Here is a 24,046-nt window from a genome sequence, read left to right on the forward strand (position 1 = left end):
AAGCTAACCAGTACTAATTGCCCGTAAGGCTTGATCCTATAACCAGTGTGTCTTGCCTGGTATAGCGGTTCGCCGCCTTGTGCCACGCTGCTGCAAGCACAACCCAATCTTTACTACACCCCTATTCGCCGCGCTGAGTCCTGCTCAGCCCGGCAACCCCTCATGCCTGGTGACCATAGCGAGTCGGAACCACCCCTTCCCATCCCGAACAGGACCGTGAAACGACTTTGCGCCGATGATAGTGCGGACTACCCGTGTGAAAGTAGGTCATCGCCAGGCTCTTATACCCAGAACCCCCAGCCCTCAAAAGCTGGGGGTTTTGCTTTGTGGCGATAGATTCGGCATCCGCTCCTTAGGCCCGATTCACAGCAATGTGAATGGGGGCGGAGGCAACCGGGCCTGACTGCCCAAAGAGCCAATGCATTGCACAATGTCTAAAGGCATGTTGCGGCACCCTTAGGCAAACCGTATGATCCGCGGTGCCATGTCATCCAATATCGACCTCGCCGAATTCGAGGAAACGCCCTGGTTTCTCTATTTGCTCGAATGCGAGGGCAACTCGATCTATACCGGAATCACTACAGACGTTAAGCGTCGATATGCGCAGCACGTCGCCGGCACCGGCGCGAAATACACGCGATCCCGCAAGCCAGTGAGGCTTCTCGGCTGGATGCAATTCCCCACTAAATCTGAAGCACTGCGGGCCGAACTGGCGACAAAACGCCTATCTGCCTCGGAAAAACGCGCCTTCTGCGCGCAACTCCAATCCAATCGAGCATAAAAAACGCCGGCATAAGCCGGCGTTTCTTCTTTAACCGCGCCGGCCGCAGCCAGCGCCAATCCCATAAGGCTTAAACCACCGTCAGCGTGACATCGATGTTGCCGCGCGTGGCGTTGGAATATGGGCAAACCTGGTGTGCCGCTTCGACTAGCTTCTCGGCAGCGTCCTTCTCCATGCCCGGCAGCGAAATCTTCAGGTCTACCTGAATACCGAAACCCTGCGGAATCTGGCCAATACCCACGGCGCCTTCGATCTTGGCGTCAGGCGATACATTGATCTTCTGCTGGCCTGCTACAAAGCGAATAGCGCCAAGGAAACACGCCGAATAACCGGCGGCGAACAATTGCTCGGGATTCAGGCCAGCGCCATTGCCACCCATTTCCTTGGGCACGGCCAGCTTGGCATCCAATTGGCCATCCGACGTCACCGCGCGGCCATCACGGCCACCGGTTGCGGATGCATGGGCGGTATAGAGAACTTTTTCCAGTTTCATTTGAACGCTCCTAGGTTTGCCCAATGGGCAGGCTAATCAAAGTTGCCGGCGATCGGCAGTCAATCATCGGACCGCGCGCTTTCTAGCGTGGACCGCAACGCATGCAGGCGCGCCGTCAGAAACTGGATCTCTTCGATCGAGCACTGCGTCGCACACAACATCTTTTCCGGGATACCGGTGGCGGAAGCCCGCAGGCTTCGACCAGCATCCGTCAGGCTGACCAGGACACGGCGTTCGTCTTCCGTATCGCGCAACCGATCTACCAGTCCAGCCGCCTCGAGCCGCTTGAGTAGCGGTGTCAGGGTTCCGGAATCCAGCGACAACCGCGCACCAAGCTCAGAAACCGTCAGCGACTCGGTTTCCCATAAGACCAACATCACCAGATACTGGGGATAAGTGAGTCCGAGCTCACCCAGAATCGGTTTGTAGATCTTGGTCATCGCCAGGGAGGTCGAATACAGCGCAAAGCAGAGCTGTCGATCCAGCTGGAGCCAGTCTTCCGTTTGGGAGGGAATCGTTGCCTGAGTCATGTATATATCTTATACACAATTAAATTGTGTGCAACTTAAATTTTCAATCGACCCTATAGAGAATAGGGGCAGGTCGAGTCCGATCAAAGGTTGACTTTGCCGGACGCGTCCGCGGGGCACTTTAAGTCTGGTTTAAGGATGGCCGCTTAGGATGCTTCCATCGCGCCGAGGAACCCGCCGGCGCCAGGACCATCATGAAAAGGAAAGCACCATGATCCGCCACGCTCTCGCCCGCTCCGCCGTTGGTGTCGCTGCGCTCGCTGCCCTTGCCGGCGGCTATGCATATCTGCAGAAGGATGCGATTACACCGGGATATGCGGCACCCACGCCGACGACCGCGTCGGCATCGCCAGTCGCTGTGGCCATGCCGACCGACTTTTCGGGCATTGTGGATCAGTACGGGCCTGCGGTCGTGAACATCAGCGTGACCGCTCGCGCCCAACGTACGTCCGCACAAGCCCCGCAGGGCATGGACCCCGATGATCCGCTGTTCCAGTTCTTCAAACGATTCGGCCCGCAGTTCCAGGGGCCGCAGAACGGGCAATCCCAGACGGTACGGGGCCTGGGCTCCGGGTTCATCGTGAGTTCAGATGGCCTGATCCTGACCAACGCCCACGTTGTCGATAACGCGACCGAAGTCACGGTCAAGCTCACTGATCGCCGCGAATTCAAGGCCAAGGTGCTGGGCGCGGACCCGCAGACCGATATCGCCGTGATCCGCATCGATGCGAAGAACCTGCCGACCGTGCGTCTGGGCGATCCGTCCAGGATTCGCGTCGGCGAACCGGTACTGGCGATCGGCTCGCCGTATGGTTTTGAGAACACCGTCACGGCGGGCATTGTCAGCGCCAAGTCGCGTTCGCTGCCGGACGATACCTACGTGCCGTTTATCCAGACCGACGTGGCCGTGAATCCGGGCAACTCGGGAGGCCCGCTGTTCAACCAGCGTGGCGAGGTGATCGGCATCAACTCGCAGATCTACAGTCAGACCGGCGGCTACCAGGGCTTGTCGTTTGCGATTCCGATCAACGTGGCGACCAAGGTTCAGGAACAACTGGTGGCACACGGCAAGGTGACGCGCGGACGCCTCGGCATTGCCGTGCAGGAAGTCAATCAGGCGCTGGCCCAATCGTTCAATCTGCCCAAGCCGACCGGCGCGTTGGTCAACTCGGTGGAGCCGGACAGTCCCGCTGCCAAGGCCGGGCTCAAGCCAGGCGACGTGATCGTGCAGCTGGGCGACGACGTGATCGATCATTCCGGCGATCTGCCCGAGCACGTGGCCGACATCCAGCCGGGCACCCAGACCCAGCTCAAAGTTATCCGCAAGGGCGAACCGATGACGCTGACCGTGAAGGTGGGTACTGCCAAGGAGGACGCCGTCGCGCAGAAGGCCAGCGGGCGCGAGGCCGGCGGCCGACTGGGGCTCGCGGTGCGCCCGCTGACGCCAGCCGAGAAGCGCGATAGCGGCATCGATGGCGGGCTGGTCGTCGAGGACGTGGCCGGTCCTGCCGCGCGCGTCGGCATCCAGCCGGGCGACGTCATCCTTTCCCTCAACGGCACGCCGATCAGTTCCGCCGATCAATTGCGCGCGCTGGTGTCGAAGTCGGGCAAGCAGGTTGCACTGCTGGTTCAGCGCGACGACGCGCGGATTTTCATTCCGCTGGACCTCGGTTAACGCTTTGCGAGAAGTGGTTTACGGTCCCCGAAACAGGTATACGGGCCGTATACGGTAAACCGGTATACGGCCCGCAAACCCTTGCCAGAGGCGGAATTCAAGGCGATAAATCACCCCAAGAACGCGTTTGAACGGGTATGATCTCGACTGCGATGCATGAAGCGTGTGGTGGCCACGGTCACCATTTCTGGTTCTTGCTGAATCGACAGAAGAAGGAAGTCTATGCAGTTGGATTTCACCCGCGCCCCCATTACGCAGGGTACCGACCGTGCGCGGCGACTGACGCCAGCCACGACCAAGCCGACGACACCGCGTCGTCGCAAGAAAGCCGAAGCGCCCCACTGGGAGCGCGGCTATCGTTCCCACTTTTATCGCAATGAACGCGGCGACAAGCTGGGTGAAGTTCATTTGTCCGATCGTGGCGAGCTCCCCGTGGTCTACCGCTGGGCGGCCGGCAACTACTCCGGCGCCGAGGGCTCGCTGGCCCATGCGCGTGCTCGCGTGGAAGAAACGATCGGCTTTGGCATGCGCCAGCTGTCCCTGTTCTGAGCGGCCAGGCCCGATAACGCGCCCTGACTCCGCACTGCCGCGATGGCGATCCGCCGTCATGGCCCACCTGTCGCCTGCCTGTTGACTGCATCCTTCGGCCGCACACATCGGCCGGGCACATCGACCGCAGCACCTCGCCAATCGTCCTCCCGCATCGCCGCGCCAGGCTAATCCAGCCGACGCTGCACCAGCATGCACGCCGCCGCCGCCAAGGCGAGCACGGCAATCAATCGATACAGATCCTCACAGGCAATCAGGCGAGCCTGTTGATCGACCATGGCTGCAAGTTGCGCCAGCGCGCCTGCGTGAGCTTGTCCCGCATCGAATCCGCGCGCGATCAGTGCGGCCTGCGCGGTCTGCATCCACTGCGCCGCTTCGGCCGGCCGCTGCCCGATCGCGTGAACCAGGCTCGTATGCACGGAAAACTGACGGTTTTGCAGCAAGACAGCACCAACTGCCGACGCGAACGAGCTGGCGATTTGCCGGATCAGGTTCTTGCTGCGGTAGCCATGCGAAAAGTCGTCGCCCGCCAATGACCGGAATGTGAGCCCGGCAATCGGGATGATGACCATCACGCCGAACAAGCCCTTTCCAACGAGTCCGACCACGAGCGCGGCCGGCCCCACGTCCGGCGGCATGACCGAGAAATACGACATCGCCGCGGCCATCAACAGCAGGCCGGTCACCATCACGGGCTTCTTGTGAGTCAGCCGCCGGGCAACGCGCAGATACACAAAAATGCCGGCCAGGCTGATGCCCGCAGCAAACGTATTCAGCCAGCCCGTTGTCGCCAGCGGAAACTTCAGCGCCTGTTCTGCATAGATCGGGAAGACATAGCCGCTCAGGTTGCTGATCATGTAGTAGACGAAGTACATCGCCAGCCCCGTCAGGTAGACCGGTTGACGCAGGGCGTGCAGCTGCAGCACCGGCGCGGCGTGGTGCCATTGGTGCCAGAGAAATGCCCCGAGCAACGCCAATGCAACCGTGGCGATGACTGCCACGCGAGCGGGATGCGAGAAAATGTCGAAGCGCGCCTCGGTTAGCGACGCCTGCAGCGCGACGATGGCGACACCGAACAACAGCAGCGGGCCGAGCGCGGGGCCTTCCATATCGTCACGCGACTCCGCATCGGGCAGCAGCAGCCAGGCGCCAAGCGTGGCGATCGCGGCGAACGGCATGACGCCATAGAAGACGTCCTGCCAGACGCCATTCTCGACCAGCTCGGCGGCAAAGGCGGGCGCCAGCGCCGATGCGGCGAAGATCCCGAGCATGAAGATACGCGTGGCGCGCGGGCGATCCGCCTGCCCGAACATCAGGTTGACCAGAATCCGGCAGCTCGTGAACAGTGCGCCGCCGCCCACACCCTGGACGAAGCGTGCGCCCACCATTTGTGGCAGCCCGGTGCTGGTTGCGGCGGCGAGCGTGCCGGCCATGAACAGCAGCAGGGATCCCGTGAGGTAGTAGCGATACCCGAATCGCCGGGCCAGCCATTGTTGCTTGAGGATCATCAGCATGCTGCCCACTGCATAGGCGGCCTGCACAAGCGCAAAGCTGCGTGGATCGGCGTTGATGCCGCCCACGATATGGCTGGATGCGAACACGAACATGATGTTCTCGAGGAACTCCACGCCTGTGGCCAGCGCCAGCAACATCATGAGCAGCGTCTGCCGCTGCTGGTGGCTCAGCAAACGCAGCCAGCGCATGCCGGCATGCAGGCGATGCCAGCGTCCTGCCGGTCGTGCCTGGGCGGTCACGGCTGCGTCGCCTCCAGCGCCTCCAGTGCCACCAGATTCTGGTGCAACTGATTGAGATGATGGGTGATGGCGGCAAGGCCGTCCGCGCCGATCGGCGCCCAGGCCTGACCGTACGCGGCGTGAACGGCCGGCGCCGTACGCTCCAGCAACGCGTGGCCAGCCGGGGTGAGGCTCAGTTCCAGACTGCGGCGGTCTTGGGTGGATGTCTTGCGAAGCACGAGGTCGCGCGCCTCCAGTCCGTCGATCAGCCGCGTCATCTGCGTGCGGGTCGCGTCGATGGTCATGCCGAGTTCGGACGGAATGGTCGGCTGGCCGGCATCGGCGGCCAGCATGCTGATAACGAGGTACTGGCTGAGGTCGAGTTCGTGCGGGGCAAGCGTCTGCTCAATGTGATTGCGCAAGAGGCGCGCAGACCGGAGCAGTAGCCGGGAGGCCAGGATCAGGTCGCGCGGGGCTTCCGGATGCTGGGCGCAGAAGCGGTCGATACGTTGCTCGAAGGACATGATGGCGTTCCGGAAGCGCCGTGTGGATTGCTCTCCACACGGGCTGTTTTGATTTCAGTCGATATAGTTACGAACGTAACTATATGCGCGAGCGTCGAGCCTTGCAACCGGGTGTTCGACGCCAACGGGGTTCAAAATCACCGGACGTCGGGGTCCCAGCGCCGGACGCGTCACGACATCCTGATCCGCCTATCGTTGGCGGATTGCCCGGCTCACCTCATTCAGCGCCTTGCGCAGGCCTGTCAGCCCCGGCTCGGGGCGATCTTGCTCCGGCGCACCATAGCGCATCGCCACGTAGCCATCCGTAAAGGCCAGCACCGACTTGGCCGCCTTCGGTATCGCCTTGCCGACGCGGGCAGCGAAGTCATGCGGCCCCTCGGCGGCGCCGCGCTCGCAGCCTTGACGTGCCAGCAGCACGCAAAATCGCTCGTACAGCGCCTGTAAAGGGTCCACCCGGCGGCGGCGTAGCCACAGGGGGACCAGCGCAAGCAGACTCAGTGTCGCCAGCCCGCCGACCAGCAGCGTGGGCAACTGGTCGGCCATGCCGAAGCGTTGCAGCAGGCGCGATTGCTGGGTGCGGTCGTACTGCAGCACCCAACGCTGCCAGTTGTACATCAGCCCATCCACGCCCCAGCGCAGGTCGCGCAGCCATTCCGGGCCACGCAAGGCACGGAGTTCCGCGGCCTCGTCGCCGGCCAGCGCTGCATCCAGACCTTCCTCCACACGGCTGGGCGCCACTGCGCTGGTCGGGTCGACGCGGACCCAGCCACGGGCCTCGAGCCAGACTTCGGCCCAGGCGTGTGCATCGGATTGTCGGATGATGTAGTGCCGGCCCATCGGGTTGTACTCGCCGCCCTGGTAGCCGGCAACCACCCGGGCGGGCACGCCTGCCGCGCGCATCAGGAAGACGAAGCTGCTGGCGTAGTGCTCGCAGAAACCGCGCCTGGTGTCGAACAGGAAACTATCTACCTGTTGCTGGCCCAGGGATGGCGGTGACAACGTGTACGCAAACGGCGCGCTGGCGAACAGCCGAAGCGCAGCCTGCACGCGCTGCCACGGGTCGGCGTACTGCGTCATCCACTGCGCGGCGAGCGCGCGACTGCGCGGATTGCCCTCGGGCAAGGTCAGCGACAGCGCCAGCGTGCGCCGCGTGAGCGGCTGCGGTGAAGCCGACAGCATGGATCTGCCCCGATAGCGCAGGGCGCGATCCACCGGCGCGCGGGAAAAGTACTCGTCGTCCGCCGACACACGCGCTTCCAGGCTGGACGAAATCGCCACGCCGTGATCAAGCAGATAGAGCCACGCCTGCTGATGGGGCTCGAGCGTGACGTTGTACTCGCGCATCCCTTGCGCGGGCGGTCCCGCGAGGCTGTCTTCCCCTGCGTCGTCGCGCAGCCCCGCCGCTGGCTGTGTGGATTGCATGGACGCATCCGCGCGGCGCCAGGCCTGCCCGTCGTAATCCCAGAGCACGAACGCACGCCAGTAGAGTGCGCTGGTCGGGAGCGGATCGCCGACGATGTCCGCGCGAAACGCCACTTCCGGAGATCGAATCAGTTCGCCGATGCTGCCGGGCTTCATCGTGTCGCTGATGCCGGTACGCCCCACGGTTTCCGATTGCGGCAGCCGCCAGAGCGGGTGGTCCAGGCGCGGGAACAGGACGAACAGGAACAGCGCCCACGGCAGGCCGAACAGTGCCATGCGGCCGAGCAGCGGCCAGATCGCCAGCCGTCCGCGCGCCTCGGGGTGGTGAAGCAACAGCCAGTTACGAAGGATCCACGCGCCGATCGCCATGCTGTAGAGCGCGAGCCAGAACGGTTGATCGGCCAGATAGAGCGTCAGCAACAGATAGAACGACAACTGGGTGACGAGCGTGGCATCGGAGAGCGCGCGGGTTTCCAGCAGCTTGAGGATCACGAACGCGCCCAGCAGCGCCACGCACAACTCGCGCCCGAGGCTGCCGCCGGCCTGCCAGACCAGCGCGGCGGCGGTGACCAGCACCAGCACCGCGGTCAGCGCCATCATCCATTTCGATGGAAGCGGTGCCCGCTGGCGCCAGAGCAGCCAACGCCAGGCCAGCAACACCAGCAGCAGCAGGCTGACGGCCACCGGCAGCGTCCGCGCCTGCGGCGCCAGCACCAGGGCCAACTGCCCGATCAGCATGCCGTGTTCCTGATGGGCGAGCGGGCGGACCTCCTGTCGCGTCATGATGCGCGCCGCTCCGGCCATAGCGACAACGCCTCCAGGCAAGCACGGCGGTGGGCGGCACCGTGACCGGGCGGGATTTCCACGCCCGGCAGCCGCAGGCCGATGTCCATGTCGTCGCTCGCCGCCAGTACCCACGCGCACAGGCGCGACAAGCGGGCTTCGGTTTCGAAGGCCGGAGGTATGGCATCCCACTCCAGCCAGCATCCGGGCTGACGCGGCGTTTGTCCTGTCCGGCTGAGCCAGCGTCCGGTCCGCGCACTGTGTTTCCAGGCGATGCGATGCAGCGGATCGCCAGTGCGATAGCGACGCAACTGGTCGATGCCGTCGTCGGACGCCACGACCAGCGCGCCATCGTCGGCATCATCGGGGCGGGGCGTCAGCGGCAGGGGCGGAGCGTCGGATTCGGGCGCCGGGTAGACGAATGTGGAGAGCGGCAGGTCGGCGTAGCTCCAGACACGGAACAGGCCGAACGGGAAACGGCTGGCAAGCGTGACGCGGGGCAGGGCCAGCCGTCCGCGCCGCTCGGCGCGAAGCCGGAGTGGCAACTCGCCGCTGGCATGGCCGTCGAGCGTCAGAGACGACGGCGCCGCTGGGTCCGACAGCGGCGTCCGGGCTTCGACGCCAATTCTGGCGTCGGCTTCGGCGTTGTCCACATGCAGTGCGAAAACGGCGTGGGCGCCGGCAAACGCCGGGGCGGCCGGCCCGGCCGACACGGCAAGGTCGAGCATGTTTCGGTAGGCCATCCACATGCAGGCCATGCCGATGCCTGCCAGCAGGAACGTCAGCGCAAAGCCCAGGCTGATGTTGTAGTTCAGCGATGTCATCAGCATCGCCATCAGCAGGACGGCAAAGCCGATGCCGCCACGCGTCGGCAGGATATAGAGATGGCGGCGGTCCAGCCGGATCACGCCATTGACCGGACCATGCGTGCGCCGCAGCCATGCCGTCAATCGCCCGCTCGAGGCGGAGGCGGGAGGTCGGTTGACGGTCGCGGAGGCGCGCTCCATGGCAACGCGATCCGCGCGGTCAGGGAATGGCAACGCTGGACAGCAGCCGGTCCAGCGCCGCGGTGGCCTGACCCGATGCCGCATGCCCGGCCGGCAGCAGGCGGTGCGCGGCCACCGGCATGAACACGGCCTGCACGTCTTCCGGCACCACCATCTGGCGCTGGTCGAGCATCGCCCATGACCGGGCACACGCCAGCAAGGCCAGCCCGGCACGCGGAGACAGGCCGACCGCGAAAGCGGATTCGGCACGCGTGGCCTGGACCAGCGCCAGCACATAGTCGACCAGTGCCGGGCTGGCATAGACCTTGGCCGCCGCCGCCTGTAGTGCGATGACCTGGTCGGCATCCATCACGGCGACGGCTTCCTGCGCGCCGGCACCACCGAGATACAGCACGCGCTCGAATGCGGGATCGGGATAGCCGAGGGTAATCCGCATCGTGAAGCGGTCCAGCTGCGACTCCGGCAACGCGTGTGTGCCGATCTGCTCCAGCGGATTCTGCGTGGCGATGACAAAAAACGGCGACGGCAGCGCGTGCGTGGTGCCGTCGTGCGTGACCTGGCGCTCGGCCATCGCTTCCAGCAGCGCGCTCTGCGTCTTGGGCGGGGCGCGGTTGATTTCATCGGCCAGCACCAGTTGCGCGAACACCGGGCCGCGATGGAAGCGGAAATCGCCGGCGTCACGCATGAAGACCGACACGCCTACCAAGTCAGCCGGCAGCAGGTCGCTGGTGAATTGCACGCGCTGATACTGCAGGCCGAGGGTCTGAGCAAGTGCGTGGGCCAGCGTGGTCTTGCCCACGCCCGGCACGTCTTCCAGCAGCAGATGGCCGCCGGCCAGCATGCAGGCCAATGCCAGGCGCACCTGGCGCGGCTTGCCGAGCACGATGCGGCCTAGCTGGGTTTGGGCCTCGGCGAGCGAGGCAACGATCCTGGGTCGGGCGGTCACGTTGGCCTGTCCGGTTGGATTGCAGGGTGGCAGAGTCCGGCCATTGTAGCGGCGCCGGGGTCGCATCGGACAGTGGGTTTCCGCACGCTGGAGAACGCCGGTGTCGCCAGTCATCCCTACCGGATCCGGCCCCAAACCGGTCAAAAACCGCACCGAAACGGCCCCCCAGAGGCACAATCGGCCCGCCGGACGCGCCGGATCCCGCCGCTTCTGGCATCATCGACCTGTTGGCCTTCCGCCATTTTCAGATTCGTCTCTCCTGCCGCAATGACTGCCCCGCAACACCACGCGTTTGGCGCGTCCTCTTCCCTCGACTTCGATTCCTCGGCGCCGCTGGCAGACCAGGCTGGCCTGGCCAGCCTCGCGCGCGAATTCCACGCGGGCGGCTACGTGATCCTGCGCAACTTTGCCAGCGAGGCCATTTGCGCCGCGCTTGAGTCCGTTACGCGCCAGCACCTGGCCGCCGCGGTGCCGCCGGTGGAATTCGAAGCGGACCTGGGCTACCCGGGCGCACCGGCCACGCGCGACGCGGTGGGCGGCGGAACGGTGCGACGCCTGCGCCAGGCCTATGGCCGCGACGAAGTCTTCCGCCGCTGGGCCAGCGACCCGCGCGTGGTGTCGACGGTGGAGGCGCTGCTGGGCGAGCCCGCCCGGCTGACGCTGGCGCACCATAACTGCGTGATGACCAAGCATCCGCACTACGGCAGCCAGACCGGCTGGCATCGCGATACGCGCTACTGGTCCTTCGTCAGCCCGGAACTGGTGACCGTCTGGCTGGCACTGGGCGACGAGGATGAACGCAACGGCGTCCTGCGCGTGATTCCCGGCTCCCACAAGGCAAAGCTCGACCCCGCACAGCTCGATCCGGCCGAATTCCTGGTGGAAGCCCATCCGGCCAGCCAGTCGTTGCTGAAAGGGACCATGTCGCTGGCCCTGCATCGCGGCGACGTGCTGATGTTCGACAGCCGGTTGTTCCATGCCGCCGGCCGCAACGATTCCGAAGCGGTGAAGCTTTCGGTGGCGTTTGCGTACTTTGGCGCCAGCAACCGGCCCATCGCCGGCACGCGTTCGGCGGAGTTTGGCAGCGTGGAGCTTCCGCCAGTCGCGCTCTGACTTGCGCGCAGCCGGCAGCACAGCAGGCCAGATACGAAAAAGCCGCCTCATCAATGGGCGGCTTTCTTGTTTCTTGCTGTCCGGCAGCGATCTGGCCGGACTCAGGCGCTCAGACCGTCTTGCCGTGCGCAGGTCCCTGGCGAAACAGGGCCAGCAGGTCAGCGAAGCGGAACGGCAGCAACGGCGTAGCGTGGCGAACAACGTCACGGCGTGCGAAGTGGCTCAAGAGCTGCTCGCCCACCGGACGGTCGAAGTACGAAGCATCCGGGTATTGCATCATGGTGATTCCCTATTGTGGTTCAGATCTGCCTACAGTATACACCGCGATGGTGCGATGCGCCATTTGGTGGTGCGGCATGGGCATGGGAATGCGCCACCGCGACGGGTGGTGCACCAGGATGCAATAGGGGGACCCGGCAGGGGGCAGTTGAAGGTGCTGAACAATTCCGCAGCCGCCAGCCGCCAGCCGCCAGCCACCAGCCGGCAACCAGCAGCCTTCAGCCTTCAGCCTTCAGCCGCGCCGTTCAGGCGGCCTTGTCGGAAGCGGTGTCCGCGCCGGGCGCGGCGTTGATGGCCTCGACGGCCTTGGCGGCGCTGAAGACGTGGCGCGTGGCCAGTAGCGCGGCCAGGTCGGCATCGCCGGCGATGACCGCCTGCAGGATCTGGGCGTGTTCATCCCAGTTGGTCTGGGCACGGCTCAGGTTGGCCGGCGCAAACAGCAACGCCGTGCGCTCGCGCAGCGACCGCATCATGTCCTGCAGCACGCTGTTGGCGGCGATGTTGCCGAGCACTTCGTGGAACCGCGAATTCAGCTCGACAAAGCGCTCGGTCTGGCCGCTGTTCACTGCGTCATTGCCTTCCTTCAGAACCTTCTCGAGTTCCTGGATCAGTGCCGGGTCGCGCCGCTGCGCTGCCAGCTTGGCATTCAGGCCTTCCAGCGTGGCGCGCACTTCCACCATCTCGCGTGCGATGTTGGGCGACAGCCGCGCCACCGATGCACCGCGCCGCGGTTCGATCCGCACCAGCCCTTCTGCCGCCAGTGCGCGCAACGCCTCGCGGACGGGAATCCGGGACACGCCCAGCTCCTGCGACACCGTGTTTTCCACCAGTCGCTCGCCCTGTTCGTACTGACCGGCGAGAATCCGCTGCCGCAGCGTGTCAGTCACCAACGCGAAGAGCGGGGAATGCTGGGCCCCGAGGCTGGCAGCCGGGGCATCCGGATTCGGGCTGAAGGCACTGGCGGTGGCGTCGTTCATGGTCGGGATCGGCCGTCAAAATCGATAAGCGTCGGGGCATGAGCCCCGACGTGAATGCCGCTATTGTATACCGCCGCCCCCAATACCAGACATTAGGCAGCGCCTATGTATGCTGGAAAGTGAAGCCGTCCGCATACAGGAATGGCGCCTGGGCACCCAGCACCATGAAAGTCTGTTTGGCGTCGCGGATCATGTTGGGCGATCCGCACAGATAGATCGCGTGTTCCGACAGATCGCCGATGTCCGCGGCCACGGCGTCGTGCACGTAGCCGCGCCGGCCCTGCCAGCTCTCGTCGGCGCGGGACAGCACCGGCACGTACTGGAAGTCATAGAGGCGCTCGCCCCAGCTGGCGATGTCGTCGTGGAGGTACAGGTCCGCCGCCGAGCGCATGCCCCAGTAGAGCGACACCGGCGGGCAGTCCGGGTCATCCATCAGGGACTCCAGCATGCTCTTGATCGGCGCCAGCCCGGTGCCCGTGGCGACCATCAGCAGCGGGCGATAGTCCTCCTTGCGCAGGCTGAAGTTGCCGAGCGGCACTTCAACCTCCAGCTTGTCGCCGGGCCGCAGCCGGGGCAACTGCCCAGTGGTAAAGCGTCCGCCGGCAATTCGCCGCACGTGAAAATCGATGGCATTGCCGCCAGGCGCCGATGCCATCGAGAAGCTGCGATGGCTGCCGTCGTCCAGCAGGATCTTCATGTACTGGCCGGGCTGGAAGTCGAGCGGCGCTTCGTCCGGCAACGCCATGCGCAGGTGGAGCACGTCGGGTCCGAGCGGCGCCACGGCCTGCACGATGGCGGTGGCGCGCCGCGCCGGCACGGCCGGCTCCTCCGCTCGCGCGGTGCTGAGGACGAGGTTGCCCCGGGGTCGCGCCTGGCAAGCCAGCGCAAAACCGGCGGCATCCTCTTCCTCGGAGAGCCCCATCGGAAATTCCTCATAGCCGACGCTGCCTTCCACCACGCGCACGCGGCACGTGCCGCAGCCGCCGAACGTGCATTCGTGGGCCAGGCGGATACCGGCGCGCAACGCACCGTCGAGCACCGATTCACCGGGTGCCACGACAAACGACTCCTGCGTTTCCAGAATTTCAATGCGACAGGACATGACGGCCTCCTCCGCGCTTACTTCTTGATGTCGGCCTGGGCCAGAACGGTCAGGTCGTCGGCAGCCAGCAGGTCGCGCAGCGCTTCCAGCGCGGCCACGCCGCATGCCGTGTCCTGCTCGCCATTGCCCCCGGACAAGCCGACGCCGCCGATCACTTCCCCATTGACCACGATCGGGTAGCCGCCCACGAACACGGCGAACTTGCCGTCGAAACTCCACTGAATGCCGAACGCTTCGTTGCCGGGCAGAGCGGGGCCGTTGGGCGCGGTATTGAACAGGTGGGTCGACCGCTTGTGGCCGGCAGCCGTGAACGCCTTGTTCCAGGCGATCTGCGGCCCGGTGATGCGCGCGCCGTCCATGCGCTCCAGCAGCAGCGGATAGCCGCCGTCGTCGACGATGCACACCGATTCCAGCACGCCGATCTCTTCGGCCTTGCGGATGGCGGCGGCCACCATATGGCGGGCTTCCTTCAATTCGAGCTTGATGGCTTTCTTCATGTCGATTCCTTCGATGCGTTCTGTGCGTGCGATGCGTCAGCCGCGGCGTGCTCAGCAGCCGCGATAGACGGTCTTGATCTGCGTGTAGAAATCCAGCCCGGCGCGCCCCGACTCGCGGAACGTGGAAGTGCTGGAGCGCTTGAGTCCGCCGAACGGTGCATTGACGAGGTTGCCGGTGGTGGTCCGGTTGATCTTGACCGTGCCGGACTCGATGTCGTGCGCAAAGTCGTGCATGTAGCGCGGGTTGCGCGTGGCGATGGCGGCGGACAGGCCGTATTCGGTGTCGTTGGCCTTGGCAATGGCGTCGGCGTAGCTGCTGACTTCGATAATCGCCAGCACCGGGCCGAAGATTTCCTCGCGGGCGATGCGCATGGTCTGCGTCACATCGGTGAACACGGCCGGCGAGACGTAGTAGCCGTGGGCGAACTCGCCTTCGGTCAGCGGTTCACCGCCGCACAGCAGCGTCGCCTCCGCCTTGCCGGCCGCGATGTAGCCCAGCACCGTTTCCAGTTGCTTGCGCGTGGCCAGCGGACCCAGGTCCATGCCTGCCGCCATGCCGCTGCCGATCTTCAGCGTCTTCACCTTGGCGACAAGCTTTTCCGTGAACGCCTGCTTCACCTCGCGCATGACCAGGATGCGGCTCGTGCCCGTGCAGGCCTGGCCGGACAACGACAGCCCGCCCTTGATGGCCAGATCCACCGCGCGGTCGAGGTCCGCGTCTTCCATCACGATCAGCGGATTCTTGCCGCCGAGTTCCATCTGCGTGCGCGTGGTCATCGGCACCGCGCGGTGGATCTGCTCGCCGGCCGCGGTGGACCCGGTGAACGATACGGCACGCACGGCGCGCGACTCCACAAGGGTCGGGCCGACTTCGGCGGCGCTGCCGGTGATGAAATTCAGCACGCCCTTGGGGATGCCGGCGCGCACGAAGGCCTCGGCCAGCCGGAAGCCCGACAGCGGTGCGTCGGACGATGGCTTGAACACCACGGTGTTGCCCGTGATCAGCGCCGGCGCGATCTTGCGCGCGGGAATCGACACGGGGAAATTCCACGGCGCAATCACCGTCACCACGCCAAGCGGCTCGCGCTGGCTGTAGACGAGCATGTCGGGATCGTCGTTCGGATAGGTCTCGCCCGAGAAGGTCTGGCCTTCCACGGCGTAGAAACGCAGCGTCTGGGCGGAGCGCAAGACCTCGTCGCGGGCCAGGGCGAGCGCCTTGCCTTCCTCGCGCGTCAGCTCCACGGCGATGGCGTCGGCGTTGGCCTCCAGATGCGCGGCGGCGTCGTTGAGGATCTTCGCGCGCTTGCCGATCGGGGTCTTCTTCCAGCCCTCGAATGCCGCGGCGGCGGCCGCCACGGCGGCGGCGGCGTCACGTGCGTCGGAGGCGGCGTGCCGGCTCACGATGTCGCGCGTGTCGGCAGGGTTGACGTTGTCGGTGGTGCGGCCGCTGGTGCTGTCGCACCATTCGCCGTCGATGTAGTTGCGGTACGTCTCGGTCATCTCTCAGGCCTTGTGCAGGAGCGGGAAGCCGGACGCACGGGCGTGCGTCCGGGCGGCGTCTTTCAGGCGGCGATGGCTTCCGTCTTGCCTTCGACGTAGTCGTAGTAGAGCGCGGTGGTGTACAGCAGGCGCATCTGGGCGCCGATCTCGCAGATCTTCAGGCAGCGCTGCTGCAGTTCGGGCGTGTTGGCGTGTTCCAGCACGATCTGGTAGCCACGCTCGCCGTGGATCTCGTCGGAGACGATGTGCAGGTCGAAGAACTCGACTTCCTCGTCGGTGAAGCCGTACTTCTCGCGCAGCGTCGGGGTTTGCTTGCGATAGATCGACGGCACCTGCGACTCCAGCCCGACCACCAGCCCGGCAACCGCCACCACCGGGTCTTCGCGCATGGCCACGGCGTAGCACCAGCTTTGCAGGCCGCGCGTGGTGGGCGACATATTGTCCGGATTGACCACGCGCTCGCGCGTCGTGCCGCAGGCTTCGGCAAAGCGAATGAGCAGATCGGTGTGGCGATCGCCGCCGATTTCCTCTTCGTACATATTGGCCAGCAGGAAGTCCTTGGCCTCGGTCATGTGGTCCGGCGTGCGGGCGTAGATGTAGGCGAGGTAATCCGCGAACGGGCCCACGTAGTGGTAGTGGTTCTCCGCCCAGCGCCCCAGTTGCTCGCGGGTCAGCGTGCCACTGGCCCACGCCTTGCTGAACGGGGCCAGGTTGGCGCTCTTGCCTTTGATCGCGTTTTCGAGGGCGGCGCGGAATGCTTCACGGTTCATCAGTTCGGCCATTTGGGGGTTCCTGTTATGACGAGAGGGGGTGGGCTAGGAAATTCGCGGCTTGCCGGACAAAGCAGCGAGCATCGCGATGGTTTGGAGTTTGTATACTTTCTGCAATCGTTTTTAGGCGAACGAACGCCCTGGGTGCGGACGCCGCTCAGGCGGCGATGGCCTCCGCGTCGGTGATACGCCGATAGGCCACGCCCGCCAGGGCAATGTCCTCAAGACCCACGCCGACGGACTTGTAGATCACGATGTCGTCGGCATGCCGGCGGACCGGTTGCCGATCCAGCAGTACGTCAGCCAGCTCGACAATCTTGCTGTCCGGCAGGACGGCCTTGTCGGCCAGCACCAGGTCGCCCGCTTCGCGCAGCGATTGCGTGCGCCATTCGACGACCACGCCCGCGGCGCGGGACAGTGCGGTGTCGTCCAGCTCACGGGTATGGGGCAGGCTGGAGCCGATGGCCGCGATAAACGCGCCGGGCTTGACCAGCGCGCCGGAGAACAGCGGGGTGGTGGATCGCGAGGCCGTCACGATGATGTCGGCCTGGGCCACGGCAGCTTCCGGCTGCGCAAACGCCACCGGAATCCCGCATTGGCTGGCCAGCCGATCCGCCGCGCCGGCATCGGCGTACGGATCACACACCAGGATTTGCTTCAGCGGCAGCGCCGCCGAAAGTTGCATCGCATGCTGCGCGCCTTGCGTGCCGGCGCCAAACAGCGCGAGCGTCGCGGCGTCGGGGCGTGCGAGATGTTGCGCAGCCAGCACCGTGCAGGCCGCGGTGCGCAGTTTTGTGATCGCGCCAGCGTCGAACGAGGCAAGCGGCCGTCCGTCAACCGTTGAAAACAGCAGGATGACAAACGAGAACTGACCGGCGATCGTTGTATATACCTTCGCGCCGGCCACCTGCTGACCGGGGATGACTGCCCCCAGCGTCGAAAGCTTCACACCACCGGCCTCCGTACGAATCCGTTCCTGCATGGCGGCATCGCCGCGACCAAAACTGCAGAAGGCATCCCGCATGGCAGCCTGCGCGTCGGCGGCCGTGACATGGCGATCAATCAGTGCGTCGGTGATATGGAGCATGATGGCGTCAGTAGGTGTCTCAGGCTTATTTCGGTATACAGTCTACACAAGCTCGAAAAAAATGCCACCTAGATTTGTGAGGCTGGCACGCTGGCGGCTTTGTCGAAACTGGTGCGGGATGCGCTGTAACCGTGCACTGACGCGGGATTGCGCACTGCATTGGGGGCTTTCCCTAGCGTACGCAGTTTTTGCTTGTTATCGTGCTGCTGCGGGATATAGTATACAAAAACAGAATTACGACAGATTCATAACATCGCCCCCACAAGGGCCTCCACGATCAGGGGAGCCTCATGCATCAAACCGTAGTGATTGGCCTGGCACATTGGGTGTATCTGCTAGGCGTGGCCGTGATCGTGTTGACCATGATCATGCGGGCCAATGTCGTGGTGCCATCCATCGTCGGCACCTTCCTCGTGATCCTGGCCATCACGGGCAACCCGGTCTCCGCGCTGGGCGGGATCTTTTCCGCGAGCCTCGTCGCGGCCAAGGAGCTCTTCAACATCTTCCTGGTGATCGCGTTCATGACAGCGCTGCTGAATGCGCTGAAGACGTTGCGATCCGATATCCGCATGGTCGAGCCCTTCCGCGTGATCATGAAGAACGGGCACAGCGCCTACTTCATCCTGGCGGGCATTACCTATGTGATCTCGCTGTTCTTCTGGCCCACGCCTGCCGTGCCGCTGGTATCGGCGATCCTGCTGCCGGCCGCCATCGCCGCCGGGCTGCCGCCGCTGGCCGGGGCGATGGCCATCGCCATCGCGGGGCAGGGCATGGCGCTGTCTTCCGACTACGTCATCGGCGTGGCGCCCGGCATCAGCGCCAAGGCCGCCGGCGCCGCGGTCAGTGCGGCCGTGGTGGCGGACCGGGCGCTGATCCTGTCGATCATCACCGGCGCCATCGCGCTGTCCCTGGCCTACCTGTCGATGCGCCGGCACATCGTGCCTGCCAACGGCGCGCTGCTGGACCGCTGGCAGGCTCGCGCCACCGGAGTCGACACCGCCGTCGAGTCGACGGGCACGTTCGACAAGGCCGAGATTGCCCGCGGTACGTCGCATACGGAACCGCTTGCCACGGACGCCAATATCGAAAGCAGCCTGGCGATGGTCGCCAAGCGCCGCATCAAATGGTCCAAGTTCTTCGCGGTGCTGACGCCGGTGGCATTCGTCTGCGTGGTGAGCCTGATGGTGCTGCCCAAGCTGGCGTCCGGCATGCCGGACCTGAAGGGTGGCGCGGCGGCGGCGCTGGTGGGTGGCGTGGCGGCGTTGCTGATGATGCTGGCGACGCTGGCCGCCGAGGGGCCGCGCAAGATGCTCGACATCTGCCCGGAACACATTACCGACGGCTTTGTGTTCGCCTTCAAGGCCATGGGCTCGGTGCTGCCGATTGCCGGCTTCTTCTTCGTCGGTGCTGGCGAAACCGCCGCGCAGATCCTCGGTGTGGATACCGGCCGGGCGCCCAGCCTGCTGTTCGAGCTGATTCAGGCCTACCAGCACATGATTCCGGACAACCACGTGCTGGTGGCGTTCGGCGTGCTGCTCGTCGGCATGATCACGGGGATCGATGGCTCCGGGTTTGCCGGGCTGCCGCTGACCGGCACGCTGGCAGGGGCCCTGGGTCCGGTCGTCGGCTTTGACTCCGCGACGCTGGCGGCGGTGGGTCAGATGGGCGCCGTCTGGACCGGTGGCGGCACGCTGATCGCGTGGTCGTCGCTGATCGCCGTGGCGGGTTTTGCCCGGGTGCCGGTGCTCGACGCAGTGCGCGCCTTGCTGCTGCCCGTGCTGGCCGGGCTGGTGGTCTCCACGATCTGCGCGATGCTGCTATGGCATTGATCGCATCCTGAGCGCCGCTTCCCCCGTTTTCCTTTTTCCCCGGTTCCGACTCGCATCCCGTGCTGTTCCATACGGAATGCGTGTCGCCCGAATCAGAGTGTAGAAAGTATACAAATGCCGAAAGTCGTATTTCACAAGAACGGCCAGGTCTTCGAGGATGAGGTGAAGCCCGAGACCAACCTCGTTGTCCGTGCCGGCATCAAGCAGTTTCCGTATCCGAACCTGCGCTATGAGTGCGGCATGGGCAAATGCTCCAAATGCGCCTGCCGCGTGCTGGCGGGCGCGGAGCACCTGCCGCCGCCGAACTGGAAGGAGAAGAAGCAACTGGGCGAGCGGCTCGACCAGGGCTTCCGGCTCGCCTGCCAGATCTGGCTGACGCACGACATCGAGCTGGTGCAGGAAGAACAACAACCCGCCTGATGCCCACTGCCATGTACGTGATCCTGACCAGCAAGCCCGGCCAGTTCCGCACCGAAGCGGTGGCGGGCGTGGAGCCCCTGGAAACCTACGAATACCTGTTCTACGGCCGCGTCACCGCCAGCTTCGTGATTGCGGAGCTGCGCGAGGCGGTGAAAGTGCGGGTGATCGATGAAACCGGCGGGCCGGAGGCCGAGCCCGTCATCAACCACGTGCCGTCGAAGTTCCTGGAGCGCTTCGACACGCTCGACGCCGCGCGGGCCGCCCTGGAGGCGCTGGCCCGGTTCGGCAGCATGGACCTCTCTTTAAGGAAGCAATGATGCAGGCCGAGACCGATGCGGTTGCCACCGTGACCGAGACCCGGATGATCGAGATCACCTTCGTGACCAACGACGGCAAGACCGTCACCGCGCCCGAAAACAGCAACCTGCTGCGCGTGTCGCTGCGCGAGCAGGGCGGCATTCCGTTCAAGTGTGGCGGGGGTATCTGTGGCACCTGCAAGTGCCGGATCGAACGCGGGCTGGAGCATACCGATGCCGTCAAGGCCAAGGAGCGCAAGCACCTGAGCGACGACGACCTGCGCGCGGGCTATCGCATGGCGTGCCAGACGTTTGTGAACGGCGACATCGCCGTGGCCTGGCAGCGATAACGCGGCGGGGCCGGGTCTTGCCTCGGGGTGCGCCGGATGCGCGTGTGTGCGGTGTGTCCGGCGATTCAGATGCCCTGGCTGTTTCCAGCTGGCTCGGGTGCTTCAGGTGTCTCAGGCACCTCAGTGCTGCCGGCGTTTCTGGCGCCTCAGGTGCGCAGCCCGACCAGCCCTGAAATTTTCTCGGAGGCTTCCAGCAGCGGCGGCAGGAAGCGATCCACCATCTCCTGCGCGCTCGTCCGGTTGGCCTGCCCACTGATATTGATGGCGGCGATCACCTGCCCGGCGCGGTTGCGGATCGGCGCGGCCAGCGACACCAGGCCTTCCTCCAGCTCCTGATCGTTCTGGGCCCAGCCGCGCGCGCGGATGTCGGCGATCAGTGTCTTCAGTTCGTCGATATCCGTCACGGTGCGCCGCGTGCGCGGCTGCCGGTCCGTCGCGCGCAGCACGCGGTCCAGCTCCTCGGCGTCCAGCCCGGACAGCAGCACGCGGCCCATCGACGAGCAGTACGCCGGCAGCCGGCTGCCGATCGACAGGTTGATGGTCATGATCTTGCGCGCCGGGACGCGCAGCACGTAGACGATCTCCGTCCCGTCCAGCACGGAAATCGAGCAGCTTTCATGGACGGCCTGCGACAGCGCTTCCATGATCGGCTCGGCCAGGTTCCAGAACGGCATCGACGTCAGGTAGGCAAAGCCCAGGTCCAGGATCTTGGGCGTCAGCCGGAACTGGCGGCCGTCCGCCTGCACATATCCCAGCCCCACCAGTGTCAGCAGGATGCGGCGCGCGCCGGCCCGCGTCAGGCCGCTGGCCTGGGCGATCTCGGTCAGCGTCTGCGCGGGATGGCGGGCGTCGAACGCGCGGATCACCGACAGGCCGCGTGCAAAGGACTGCACATAGCTGTCGCTTGGCTTTTCTGTTGCGGCGTTGCCCGGTGTGCGGGGCGTTGCGGAATCGGCTTGGCTCGCCATCGATGGGGACACCGGCGCGGGCGCGCCGGAATTGGCTCGGAAAGGCCGAAAGGGTAGAGGAAATGCGGCGGGTTCGCTAGTCCGCGGCTCGCTTTACCGTCCCACGACACATGCCGCCACGCTGACGGACGCGCGCGTCTCCCTCATAATGTGCATCCGCACAATGTCGCCCCGGCGGCCACGACAACTGTGTCAGTAAAGGAAATAGCGTCCGGTGAACGAAACCATCCAGTGGAATGATTGGGAAGCGTTCTGCTGCGTAGTCGAGCAGGGCACATTCACGGCGGCGGCGGAGACGCTCGACTGCCCCAAGTCCCGCGTATCGGCGGCGGTGGCCCGGCTGGAAACAGCCATCGGCGCCAAGCTGCTCGAGCGCACCACGCGCCGCATGCGGCTGACCGATGCCGGTGGCGCGGTCTATCGCGACGTGGCGCCACTGTTCGCTCGACTGCGCGAAATCCGCCAGGAAACCCTTGCGCGCGAAGAGCGTGTGCAAGGGATGCTGCGCATCGCCACGCCCTATGAATTCGGTGCCCAGCAGCTGGGCGGGGTGATCTGCCGGACGCTCGCGGCACACCCGGCGCTTGATATCACCGTCGAGATTTCCCAGGGGCTGGTCGATCCGATCCGCGAGGGATTCGATATCGCCTTCGTCACGGTGGAAACGGAATTGCCGGACTCCGGCACCATCGCCCGGCGCATCTGGCACGTGGAACGCGGACTGGTGGCAGCACCGTCACTGGCGGCCAGCCTGCCGGCGCAGATGCACCCGGAAGACCTGTCGAACATGCCGACGCTGGCCACGCCTGGCGTATCGGTTTGGGAATTCGCGCGAAACGGGGAGCGGATCTCGGTGCCGATTCGTCCGCGTATGCAGACCTACAACGCCGAACTGCGCATGCAGGCCGCACTGGCTGGGCTGGGGATCGCCCGGGTGCCGATGACGGCGGCGGAGACGGAGATTGCGCAGGGACGGCTGGTACGGGTCATGCCTGACTATCCGTTGCCGCCCCTCCGGGTGTTTGCGTTACTGCCTGATCGCCGCCTCCAGCCGCGCAAGGTGCGTGCGTTCATGGAGGCCATCGAGTCGATGATGGGAACCGACCTCGACGATCTGGGACAGTAGCGGAGCGTGGGAGTGCTCCGGTGGAACTTGCTTCAGGCCGGGTCCAGGTGTCTGGGGCGCTGAATTAAGGCGCCGGGCTTCAGGAGCCTCGGGTGCCTTGGACGCCTCAGGCGCCTTCGGAGAAGCCGTCGCGCTTTTCGGTGACGGTGCGGGCGCCGTCGGTGTACGGGTCACGCTTTTCGGATACGGTGCGGGCACCATCCGTGTACACGTCACGCTTTTCGGTCACGCCACGGGCGCCGTCGGTGTACGGATCCACGGAGCCGACGCGACCGATGCTGCCGTCCAGGCGGGCCAGGTCCGACAGGGGTTGCGAAGCCTGGGCAGCGGTGGCGCCGACCGATAGGCCGATGGCGCAGAGCAGGGAGAGGGCGAGGGTTTTCATTGTGCGGTTCCTACTTGTTTTGGCAGATATCGCGGTGGGATTCCGCGATGGCTGTAATGTAGGCTTCGACACGCACCGGAAAAAGCGTGAATCCTCGACAGACTGTCCAACTCGCTGAACAATAAGGGTTAACCCTGGACTGCGGGTTTGTGCTAGGGCGGCGGCACGCTCCGCCATCCTTCAGGAGTTCGGGGGCCCGGCGCCCCCGGCACCGTCACACCACGCCGCGGCTCACGCTGGCGATCACCATCAGCAGAATCTGCGCGATCACGAAGAGGATCAGCGGCGAGATATCAAAGCCGCCCAGACGCGGGATCACGCGCTGGATGGGCCGCAGCAACGGCGCGGTCAGGTGCCAGATGGCGGGCGCCATCGGCGATTGCGGATTCACCCACGACAGCACCGCCATCAGCAGCGTCACCCACATCACCATGCTGATCGCCCACTTGAGCACATTGAGCAAGGCCAGCGCCAGGATCACCGGCAGGAAAGCCAGCGGGTCGGCGCCCAGCAGCAGCGCGCGGCAGAGCAGGAACAGCACCGCCGTCAGGTAGGCGGCGATCACGGTGGCCCAGTCGATGCCGCCAATGCCCGGAATGATGCGCCGCAGCGGCCGCACGATCCAGTCGGTGACCTGGAACACGCCCTGCGAGACCGGGTTGCGGGACGGCAGCCGGGTCAGCTGCATCCACAGGCGCAGCAGCAGCGCCATGCCGAAAAGCGTAAAGACGGTATCAAGCAGGAACAGGACAATTTCCGTGAACATCGGGCGGATTTCCGGGTGACGGTTGTAGGGTGTCGGCGACCGCACAGATTCTGCCATACCACGCCGCGTGCGCATCATGAATGCGCGAGAGCGCACCGGGCGCAGTACTCGCCGCCCCTATAATGAGCGCCGGATTCT

Annotated in this window: 26 protein-coding genes and 1 rRNA gene; 10 read left to right on the plus strand and 17 right to left on the minus strand. The window is 65.2% G+C overall.

Translation table 11 applies throughout. The features are described from left to right. Window positions 1–165: 165 nt before the first annotated feature. Both rrf and BLR29_RS25090 read left to right on the plus strand, forming a co-directional pair. A 5S ribosomal RNA gene (rrf, locus tag BLR29_RS25085) occupies window positions 166–279 on the plus strand. A gap of 205 nt (window positions 280–484) precedes the next feature. After that, window positions 485–781, plus strand: coding sequence for a GIY-YIG nuclease family protein (locus BLR29_RS25090; protein WP_092140966.1), 297 nt, complete (start codon window positions 485–487; stop codon window positions 779–781). Window positions 782–851: 70 nt separating this feature from the next. On the opposite strand, the gene BLR29_RS25095 is transcribed toward BLR29_RS25090, so the two are convergent. Both BLR29_RS25095 and BLR29_RS25100 read right to left on the minus strand, forming a co-directional pair. After that, window positions 852–1,274 (minus strand): organic hydroperoxide resistance protein, encoded by a 423-nt coding sequence (locus tag BLR29_RS25095; protein WP_092140722.1) that lies wholly within the window; start codon window positions 1,272–1,274, stop codon window positions 852–854. A 59-nt stretch (window positions 1,275–1,333) separates the two neighbouring features. Then, window positions 1,334–1,804, minus strand: a complete 471-nt coding sequence (locus BLR29_RS25100; RefSeq protein ID WP_092140724.1) for a MarR family winged helix-turn-helix transcriptional regulator — start codon at window positions 1,802–1,804, stop codon at window positions 1,334–1,336. 211 nt (window positions 1,805–2,015) lie between these two features. Between BLR29_RS25100 and BLR29_RS25105 the strand changes: the two genes are divergently transcribed. Together BLR29_RS25105 and BLR29_RS25110 are read left to right on the plus strand one after the other, a co-directional pair. Then, complete coding sequence (locus tag BLR29_RS25105) at window positions 2,016–3,479, plus strand: DegQ family serine endoprotease (protein WP_092140726.1); 1,464 nt, start codon at window positions 2,016–2,018, stop codon at window positions 3,477–3,479. Between the two features lie 222 nt (window positions 3,480–3,701). Beyond that, window positions 3,702–4,028, plus strand: coding sequence for a hypothetical protein (locus tag BLR29_RS25110; protein ID WP_092140728.1), 327 nt, complete (start codon window positions 3,702–3,704; stop codon window positions 4,026–4,028). Window positions 4,029–4,195: 167 nt separating this feature from the next. Here the strand turns inward: BLR29_RS25110 and BLR29_RS25115 are convergent, their stop codons facing one another. From BLR29_RS25115 to BLR29_RS25135, 5 genes are all read right to left on the minus strand, one after another. Next, window positions 4,196–5,731, minus strand: a complete 1,536-nt coding sequence (locus BLR29_RS25115) for an MFS transporter (protein ID WP_092140968.1) — start codon at window positions 5,729–5,731, stop codon at window positions 4,196–4,198. Between the two features lie 47 nt (window positions 5,732–5,778). After that, a complete protein-coding gene (locus tag BLR29_RS25120) occupies window positions 5,779–6,285 on the minus strand; it encodes a MarR family winged helix-turn-helix transcriptional regulator (protein WP_092140730.1) in 507 nt (168 codons plus the stop codon). Window positions 6,286–6,474: 189 nt separating this feature from the next. Next, window positions 6,475–8,490: a transglutaminase TgpA family protein gene (locus BLR29_RS25125; protein ID WP_255371436.1), complete on the minus strand. Its 2,016-nt coding sequence runs from the start codon at window positions 8,488–8,490 to the stop codon at window positions 6,475–6,477. Beyond that, a complete protein-coding gene (locus BLR29_RS25130) occupies window positions 8,487–9,497 on the minus strand; it encodes a DUF58 domain-containing protein (protein ID WP_092140734.1) in 1,011 nt (336 codons plus the stop codon). Before BLR29_RS25130 ends, BLR29_RS25125 begins: the two co-directional genes overlap by 4 nt. Before the next feature lie 19 nt (window positions 9,498–9,516). Further along, window positions 9,517–10,443, minus strand: a complete 927-nt coding sequence (locus BLR29_RS25135; RefSeq protein WP_092140736.1) for an AAA family ATPase — start codon at window positions 10,441–10,443, stop codon at window positions 9,517–9,519. Between the two features lie 267 nt (window positions 10,444–10,710). Here BLR29_RS25135 and BLR29_RS25140 point away from each other — a divergent pair, with 267 nt between their 5' ends. Beyond that, a complete protein-coding gene (locus BLR29_RS25140; RefSeq protein WP_092140738.1) occupies window positions 10,711–11,556 on the plus strand; it encodes a phytanoyl-CoA dioxygenase family protein in 846 nt (281 codons plus the stop codon). Window positions 11,557–11,665: 109 nt separating this feature from the next. On the opposite strand, the gene BLR29_RS32575 is transcribed toward BLR29_RS25140, so the two are convergent. From BLR29_RS32575 to BLR29_RS25170, 7 genes are all read right to left on the minus strand, one after another. Beyond that, a complete protein-coding gene (locus BLR29_RS32575; RefSeq protein WP_176861059.1) occupies window positions 11,666–11,836 on the minus strand; it encodes a hypothetical protein in 171 nt (56 codons plus the stop codon). 244 nt (window positions 11,837–12,080) lie between these two features. Continuing rightward, window positions 12,081–12,812: a GntR family transcriptional regulator gene (locus BLR29_RS25145; protein WP_092140740.1), complete on the minus strand. Its 732-nt coding sequence runs from the start codon at window positions 12,810–12,812 to the stop codon at window positions 12,081–12,083. 103 nt (window positions 12,813–12,915) lie between these two features. Beyond that, on the minus strand, window positions 12,916–13,914 hold the full coding sequence (locus BLR29_RS25150) for a 2Fe-2S iron-sulfur cluster-binding protein (protein WP_092140742.1): 999 nt from the start codon (window positions 13,912–13,914) through the stop codon (window positions 12,916–12,918). 17 nt (window positions 13,915–13,931) lie between these two features. After that, window positions 13,932–14,411 (minus strand): GlcG/HbpS family heme-binding protein, encoded by a 480-nt coding sequence (locus tag BLR29_RS25155; RefSeq protein ID WP_092140744.1) that lies wholly within the window; start codon window positions 14,409–14,411, stop codon window positions 13,932–13,934. Window positions 14,412–14,462: 51 nt separating this feature from the next. Further along, the gene (locus tag BLR29_RS25160) at window positions 14,463–15,911 is read right to left on the minus strand and encodes an aldehyde dehydrogenase family protein (RefSeq protein ID WP_092140746.1); all 1,449 of its coding nucleotides are present in this window, start codon (window positions 15,909–15,911) and stop codon (window positions 14,463–14,465) included. A gap of 62 nt (window positions 15,912–15,973) precedes the next feature. Continuing rightward, entirely contained in the window at window positions 15,974–16,693 is a 720-nt protein-coding gene (locus BLR29_RS25165; protein ID WP_092140748.1) for a TenA family transcriptional regulator, read from the minus strand. A 145-nt stretch (window positions 16,694–16,838) separates the two neighbouring features. After that, window positions 16,839–17,768 carry an ornithine cyclodeaminase family protein gene (locus BLR29_RS25170; RefSeq protein ID WP_092140750.1) on the minus strand — a complete coding sequence of 310 codons (930 nt, stop codon included), beginning with the start codon at window positions 17,766–17,768 and terminating at the stop codon, window positions 16,839–16,841. 290 nt (window positions 17,769–18,058) lie between these two features. Between BLR29_RS25170 and BLR29_RS25175 the strand changes: the two genes are divergently transcribed. The 4 genes from BLR29_RS25175 to BLR29_RS25190 all read left to right on the plus strand — a co-directional run bounded on the left by BLR29_RS25175 (window position 18,059) and on the right by BLR29_RS25190 (window position 20,663). Beyond that, window positions 18,059–19,597 (plus strand): hypothetical protein, encoded by a 1,539-nt coding sequence (locus tag BLR29_RS25175; protein WP_092140752.1) that lies wholly within the window; start codon window positions 18,059–18,061, stop codon window positions 19,595–19,597. A gap of 114 nt (window positions 19,598–19,711) precedes the next feature. Then, window positions 19,712–20,017, plus strand: a complete 306-nt coding sequence (locus BLR29_RS25180) for a 2Fe-2S iron-sulfur cluster-binding protein (RefSeq protein WP_092140754.1) — start codon at window positions 19,712–19,714, stop codon at window positions 20,015–20,017. Continuing rightward, window positions 20,017–20,334 carry a ferredoxin gene (locus tag BLR29_RS25185; RefSeq protein ID WP_092140756.1) on the plus strand — a complete coding sequence of 106 codons (318 nt, stop codon included), beginning with the start codon at window positions 20,017–20,019 and terminating at the stop codon, window positions 20,332–20,334. The genes BLR29_RS25180 and BLR29_RS25185 overlap by 1 nt, the downstream gene beginning before the upstream one ends. Next, entirely contained in the window at window positions 20,334–20,663 is a 330-nt protein-coding gene (locus BLR29_RS25190; RefSeq protein ID WP_092140758.1) for a 2Fe-2S iron-sulfur cluster-binding protein, read from the plus strand. The genes BLR29_RS25185 and BLR29_RS25190 overlap by 1 nt, the downstream gene beginning before the upstream one ends. 146 nt (window positions 20,664–20,809) lie before the next feature. Here BLR29_RS25190 and BLR29_RS25195 read toward each other — a convergent pair whose 3' ends face one another. Then, entirely contained in the window at window positions 20,810–21,631 is an 822-nt protein-coding gene (locus BLR29_RS25195; RefSeq protein ID WP_176861060.1) for an IclR family transcriptional regulator, read from the minus strand. A 214-nt stretch (window positions 21,632–21,845) separates the two neighbouring features. On the opposite strand from BLR29_RS25195, the gene BLR29_RS25200 reads away from it, so the two are divergent. After that, entirely contained in the window at window positions 21,846–22,757 is a 912-nt protein-coding gene (locus BLR29_RS25200) for a LysR family transcriptional regulator (protein WP_092140762.1), read from the plus strand. A gap of 106 nt (window positions 22,758–22,863) precedes the next feature. On the opposite strand, the gene BLR29_RS25205 is transcribed toward BLR29_RS25200, so the two are convergent. Both BLR29_RS25205 and BLR29_RS25210 read right to left on the minus strand, forming a co-directional pair. Then, window positions 22,864–23,142, minus strand: coding sequence for a hypothetical protein (locus BLR29_RS25205; RefSeq protein WP_092140764.1), 279 nt, complete (start codon window positions 23,140–23,142; stop codon window positions 22,864–22,866). 214 nt (window positions 23,143–23,356) lie between these two features. Beyond that, window positions 23,357–23,908 (minus strand): YggT family protein, encoded by a 552-nt coding sequence (locus BLR29_RS25210; RefSeq protein ID WP_092140766.1) that lies wholly within the window; start codon window positions 23,906–23,908, stop codon window positions 23,357–23,359. Window positions 23,909–24,046: the final 138 nt, after the last annotated feature.

This window comes from Cupriavidus sp. YR651, from assembly GCF_900101625.1.
GTDB lineage: Bacteria > Pseudomonadota > Gammaproteobacteria > Burkholderiales > Burkholderiaceae > Cupriavidus.